At 66.6% G+C, this 5,037-nt stretch carries 7 protein-coding genes; 3 read left to right on the top strand and 4 right to left on the bottom strand.

The features are described from left to right. Positions 1 to 731: 731 nt before the first annotated feature. Genes KME77_RS22815 through KME77_RS22805 form a run of 3 tightly spaced genes read right to left on the bottom strand, consistent with a single transcriptional unit; the run spans position 732 to position 2,286 of the window. Positions 732 to 1,340 (bottom strand): TetR/AcrR family transcriptional regulator, encoded by a 609-nt coding sequence (locus KME77_RS22815; protein ID WP_219470972.1) that lies wholly within the window; start codon positions 1,338 to 1,340, stop codon positions 732 to 734. Between the two features lie 8 nt (positions 1,341 to 1,348). Next, positions 1,349 to 2,101, bottom strand: a complete 753-nt coding sequence (locus KME77_RS22810; RefSeq protein ID WP_219470970.1) for an alpha/beta fold hydrolase — start codon at positions 2,099 to 2,101, stop codon at positions 1,349 to 1,351. A 5-nt stretch (positions 2,102 to 2,106) separates the two neighbouring features. After that, on the bottom strand, positions 2,107 to 2,286 hold the full coding sequence (locus KME77_RS22805; RefSeq protein ID WP_219470969.1) for a hypothetical protein: 180 nt from the start codon (positions 2,284 to 2,286) through the stop codon (positions 2,107 to 2,109). Positions 2,287 to 2,674: 388 nt separating this feature from the next. Here KME77_RS22805 and KME77_RS22800 point away from each other — a divergent pair, with 388 nt between their 5' ends. The 3 genes from KME77_RS22800 (at position 2,675) to KME77_RS22790 (ending at position 4,562) form a co-directional block, all read left to right on the top strand. Next, positions 2,675 to 2,926, top strand: a complete 252-nt coding sequence (locus KME77_RS22800; RefSeq protein WP_219470968.1) for a hypothetical protein — start codon at positions 2,675 to 2,677, stop codon at positions 2,924 to 2,926. Next, positions 2,923 to 3,351, top strand: coding sequence for a type II toxin-antitoxin system VapC family toxin (locus KME77_RS22795; RefSeq protein ID WP_219470967.1), 429 nt, complete (start codon positions 2,923 to 2,925; stop codon positions 3,349 to 3,351). The genes KME77_RS22800 and KME77_RS22795 overlap by 4 nt, the downstream gene beginning before the upstream one ends. 617 nt (positions 3,352 to 3,968) lie before the next feature. Continuing rightward, a complete protein-coding gene (locus KME77_RS22790; RefSeq protein ID WP_219470966.1) occupies positions 3,969 to 4,562 on the top strand; it encodes a winged helix-turn-helix domain-containing protein in 594 nt (197 codons plus the stop codon). A 181-nt stretch (positions 4,563 to 4,743) separates the two neighbouring features. Here the strand turns inward: KME77_RS22790 and KME77_RS22785 are convergent. Further along, positions 4,744 to 5,037 (bottom strand): ABC transporter permease subunit (locus KME77_RS22785; protein WP_219470965.1); only part of this gene is annotated, 294 nt, incomplete at its 5' end.

Here is a 5,037-nt window from a genome sequence, read left to right as displayed (position 1 = left end):
GGAGGGCCTCCGCTTCGCTCCGGGCGCTTGTCTTCGGGGCGCGGGCTTCGCCCGCGCGTTCCCCGTTGACCGATCGAGTGAGGTTGGAGATCTCGACCCAGACATCGATCATCCTCGATCTGCGCCGAGGAGACCTCAGTGGTCAGACGATCAGGCGTACGGGGCGTCAGGCGTACAGGGCATCAGACGCTCGAACGTGAACCTTCTTCTCTTCGCGCCAGGGAATGAGCGGGCGACATACGCCCCGTCCGGAAGTCGATTTCAGCGCACCAGCCCATCGGCAGCGCAGCTCATACCGCCCCACTACATGCCAGAGCGTCCATGAGCGGCTTCCTCAATCTTGAGGGCGGTTCCTTTCGGCGCCGGTACGCCTGATGAACCATCGGCCGCCGACATGGCACAGCCGGCCATCCACCCGTCATCCTGAATCGTCCTGGATTTGATGGAGGCTACGGTGTGCTTGGGGTCTGCGCGGCCGTCATCGACCGACTCGCCTACGGTGGCTACATCATCGAGACCGGCACCGAACTCGGCTGACTCGCCCAGACTGGCGCCCAGGCCGAAGCCGCTGCCGTCGCGAATGGGCCGCTGGCTGACCTGTCTTCCGCCTTCCTCGGCAACGCTTGCTCCCGCCGCTGAAGAACTTCTGACCGGTCGACCGTCGCTGCGACGCTCGGTGTCGGCCGCGAACGCCGCTGGCTATGTCTCTCGGCCGGAGCGGCTCCGCTGGGTCAAGCCGCTACCGGCCCGAACAGGCGGTCCAGTTGGTAGTTGATGATCTTGGTGGCGGCTTCGTGGCTGCGCTGACCGCTGAGGACGCTGGAGGTCAGGCCGTTGGCGAGAGCCAGCAGGCCGGCGACCTCGGTACGCGGGTCTCGATCGGGGGCGATGTCCCCGGCCTGCTGGGCGGCGGTCAACCGTACGGTGAGGAAGTTTTCCAGCACGTTGGGCAGGGTGAGCCCGACCGCGGCGAGCGCCGGGTCGGTGAGGGCGGCGGTGTAGTAGGCGGTCCAGGCCATGGAGTCCAGGCGGCTCTGCTCGTCAGAGGGAAGAGCCGCGTCGAGGACGACGGCGAAGACGTCTCGCGGTGTCAGCTCGCCCGCGGCAGCGGCGGCCCGCTGCTTGACCCGGCGGTCCATGCGGGCGCCCAGCTCGGTGAGGCCGGATTCGAGCAGGGCTTGCTTGTTGGTGAAGTAGTACTGGACGACCCGCAGCGAAACCCCTGCCTCGGCGGCGATCTCACGCATCGACACCGCCTGAAGGCCGCGGGTGCTGGCGATGCGCAGCAGCGCCTCGGTCAACTGGCGACGCCGCTCGTCATGATCCACCTGTCGGGGCATGCCCGATTCTAGCTGTTGTTCGTGCTGTGCTTCGGCGTTGCGGTCGCGGGTGGCGCCTGTCCGGGAAAGGTGAGGATCCGCTGGGCGACCAGGTCCGGAGCTTCGACGGGGAGCGAGTGCCCGGTGCCGGGGACGATCTCCACGCGCCAGGACGGCGCGATGTCGGCCAGCCTCGCGGCTACCGCCTGCGTGTTGTGCAGTGTGCTGCGGTCGGCCAGCAGTATCTGTACGGGCACGGACACCTCGCGTATCTCCGCGTCGGTGTAGGCGGGCGGGATGAGCACATGCCGGCGGAAGAACCATCCGCCCGCCCGCGCCAGCCTGATCAGCCCATCCTCGCGCAGCACCCCGTTGCCCACGACGTCGGCCAGGCGGTGTCGCAACATACGCGGAAGCATGGAGGTGACGGCGCCGAGGGCGGCCCACCGGACGAACCGCCCGGTGATCGGCGCGAAGCCGCCCGGATCCACCAGCGTCAGCGCCGCGACTCTACCGCCCCCGCCGGGTTGCTGTTGCGCCACGGCGGCCCATACCGAGGTCCAGCCGCCGGCGGAGAAGCCCGCCAGGTGTGCGCGCTCGGCCCCGACCGCGGCCAGGACATCGGTGAGCCAGCCACCGACCTCGGCACCGGTCGCGAGCGTCCGCCTCTGAACCGAGCGGCCGGGCTCGCCGAGCGGGTCAAGCGCAAGGACCGGGCGAGTGCGCGCCAGCGGCTCGATGTAGCGGTACCAGGACAGCGCGTTTCCGCCGGCGCCGGCCACGAGGACTATGGGTCTCCTGTGGCGGATCCGGCCCGGTGGATCCGCACAGTGCCGGCGCGGGTCTCCACGTCAGTGACATCCACCGGCACCGGCCACAGCTCGCCGAGCACTCGGTCGTAGACGGCGTAGTACTTGTCGCGGGCAGAGTCGCTGGTGAAGGCGGACGGCCGGTCAGGAACACGCATGGTGACCCCATCTCCGGAATAGATACAATTGTATCCTAACGGGTGTTTGCCGACCCTGCTACCTGCCGACACCGCGCTGTGGGTGATTACCGAGTCTCGGGAGCTACTTCTCGCCGGCATTCCGGGCCCGAGCAACTCCTGGCCACTGTCACCTCTGAGCGGCAAACGCTGCTGCTGCTCCCCAGCAGAACCAGCGCACAGCGCCGCGCCGGTGCAGGAGCGTGCGAGCTGTTTCGCCGCGATGTGTCGTAAATGGCCATGTGCGTCTATCGCCGTGGTTCAGGAGGCGGGAGCTTTCACGTGCTGATCGCTTAGCGTGGTACGCCGTGGTACGGCGATGTAGCATCGAGTCATGGATGCTCGGAGGTCTCGTCCGACCGAAGTGAGCGTGCGACAGTTCGTCATCGATTCCGGCAGCGTCACCCGTGGGCTGCGTGAGGGCAAGTGGTACATTCTCACCCTCAACGGCGAGCCGCTTGCCGAGGTGAAGCCGATCAGGCGTCGGCGGTTCGTTCCCACGGCTGAGGCGCAGGCCGTGTTCGCCACCGCTCCGGCTGTTGATTGGGATGAGGTGCGGGCTGATCTGAATGCGGTGATCGATGACGATCTGCGTGATCCGTTCGAGGGGACCGACCTGTGAATCGGTATGAGCGGGGCGTCCTGGACACCAATATCGTGGCCGCCTTCAAGCTCTTCGACCCCGCCGAGTTGCCCGTGGAGTCGGCGATCACCGCTGTCACGCTCGGTGAGCTGTCGCGGGGGCCGTACGCGACCGATGATCCGGTCAAGCGGGCGGGGAGGGTCGCGGTCCTTCAGCATGCCGAGGCGGCGTTCGGCGATCCGCTGCCCTACGACGCCGAGGCGGCCCGGATGTTCGGGCAGCTCTGTGTCGTCGTGTACGCCCAGGGCCGGCAGCCGCGAAGCCGGACCGCCGGCTTGATGATCGCCGAGACTGCCGCCAGTAATGAGTTGCCGTTGTTCACCGCGAATCCCAAGGACTTCGACGGCTTGGCGCGGCTGGTGGACGTGGTCGCCGTGATGCGCCCTCACGGCGCGACGGGGTAGGCGTAAGAGGATGTACCTCGCGGAAGGTGATGGCGAGTGCTCGTTCGACGGTCTTCCTGAGGGGCGGTTCGTCGCGCCCGGCTCGGTCAGGTCCGATCGGCCTCTTGGGGCGTCAGATCATCCGGTACAGCTTCACTGCCCGTGACATGGCGTTCGAGTCGGTGGTGAGCAGGTCCACTGTTGATCAGGAAAACGGCGGCACCCGGTTTCAAAGGACTTCGCAGGGGCGCTTCGCGCTTGAGGGCCTCAGGCGTTGTTTCCAGTCGCGCCGGAGCCGCGACCCCTGCAGGGCCTCCGCTTCGCTCCGGGCGCTTGTCTTCGGGCGTGGGCGTCGCCCGCGCGTTCCCCGTTGACTGATCGAGCAGTCCAGGGGGCCGGCATTGGGGCGTTGATCGCGGGTGATCTGTGTAGGAAGGGTTCGATGGCCAGGGGTTCAGGCGATGCACCTCCCTTCGGTAGAGGTGCGGAATGCAATGGTTGCTGAGAGCCCTGAGGCAGCGGTGGGCTGATTTCCGGAGCTATAAGGATGGCATGGCGGTTACGGAAAGTTAAGGTCGCTTGCTCTACGCCTACGATTCTGCCTGACGCTACGCATAGATGGGTGATGACTTCCATCTATGCGTAGTGAGCTGCCTCCCTTGTTGCCGATCTTCCGGTCGCGCCATCAGGCGGAGCTGCTCACTCTGCTGTACCTGCATCCCGCTCAGGAGCAGACGGTAACCGAGCTCGCCGAGCATGTCGGGGTGCCGCTGACGACGATGCAACGGGAAGTGGGGCGCCTGCTACGGGCCGGTCTGTTGAGTGGACGCAAGGTGGGCAGGGCCTACCTGATCCGGGCCATGGTGCCCGGTTGCTACGCCAGGCCGCTTACGGAACTTCTGACGCTGGCGTTCGGGCCACACCTTCTCATTGAGCAGGAATTCGCCGCGCTCACCGATGCGGACGCCATTGCCATATTCGGTTCCTGGGTCAGTCGATACCTCGGCGAGTCCGGTGCCCCTCCGAACGATATCGATGTCATGGTCATCGGCCGTCCGCCTAGATCCGAGGTGTACGAGGCCGCTGAGCGAGTGGAAAGGAGACTGGGGATCCAGGTCAACCCCGTTCTCATCACTCATGATCGTTGGACGCAAGCCGTCGATCCCCTTGTCGAGCAAATCCAGTCATCGCCGATGGTCTGGGTCAAGGAATTCCCCAAGGAGGCCGAGTGAGACGCTGAAGCCGAGGCGAAGCGTCGGTGGAACGCCTTCTCGCGGAGGGACGACTCCAGAAGATCACGGGTGCGGCCGCTCGCAGCCCACCGAAGTCTTTACGTTCACGCAGGTTGCCAACAAATACCTGGCCACGCTCGTGGACGTCGAGCGGCGAACCATCGCCCAGTACCGCAAGACGCTAGAGGATCACTTCCTGCACGCGGTCGTCGCGTTGCCCGATGGCAGCATGGTCGGCCCGCTCGGTCGGCAGCAGCCGCAGCCGCAGCGCGAACACCGTCACCAGCAGCATCCCGATCCAGAACACCGGCACCGCGATGCCGAACTGCGCGAACCCGCTGAGCAGCGGCCCGTACCAGCGCCCGGCCCGATGGGCGGCCAGGAAGCCGACCGGCACCGCCACCACCACGGCCAGGACGAAGGCCAGCAAGGTCAGCGGCACGGTGACCGCCAGCCGGTCGGCGATCTGGCCGCC

The organism is Nonomuraea rhizosphaerae, assembly GCF_019396405.1.
In the GTDB taxonomy this organism is placed as follows: Bacteria; Actinomycetota; Actinomycetes; order Streptosporangiales; family Streptosporangiaceae; genus Nonomuraea; species Nonomuraea rhizosphaerae.
This window is presented reverse-complemented; position numbering and strand designations above follow the sequence as displayed.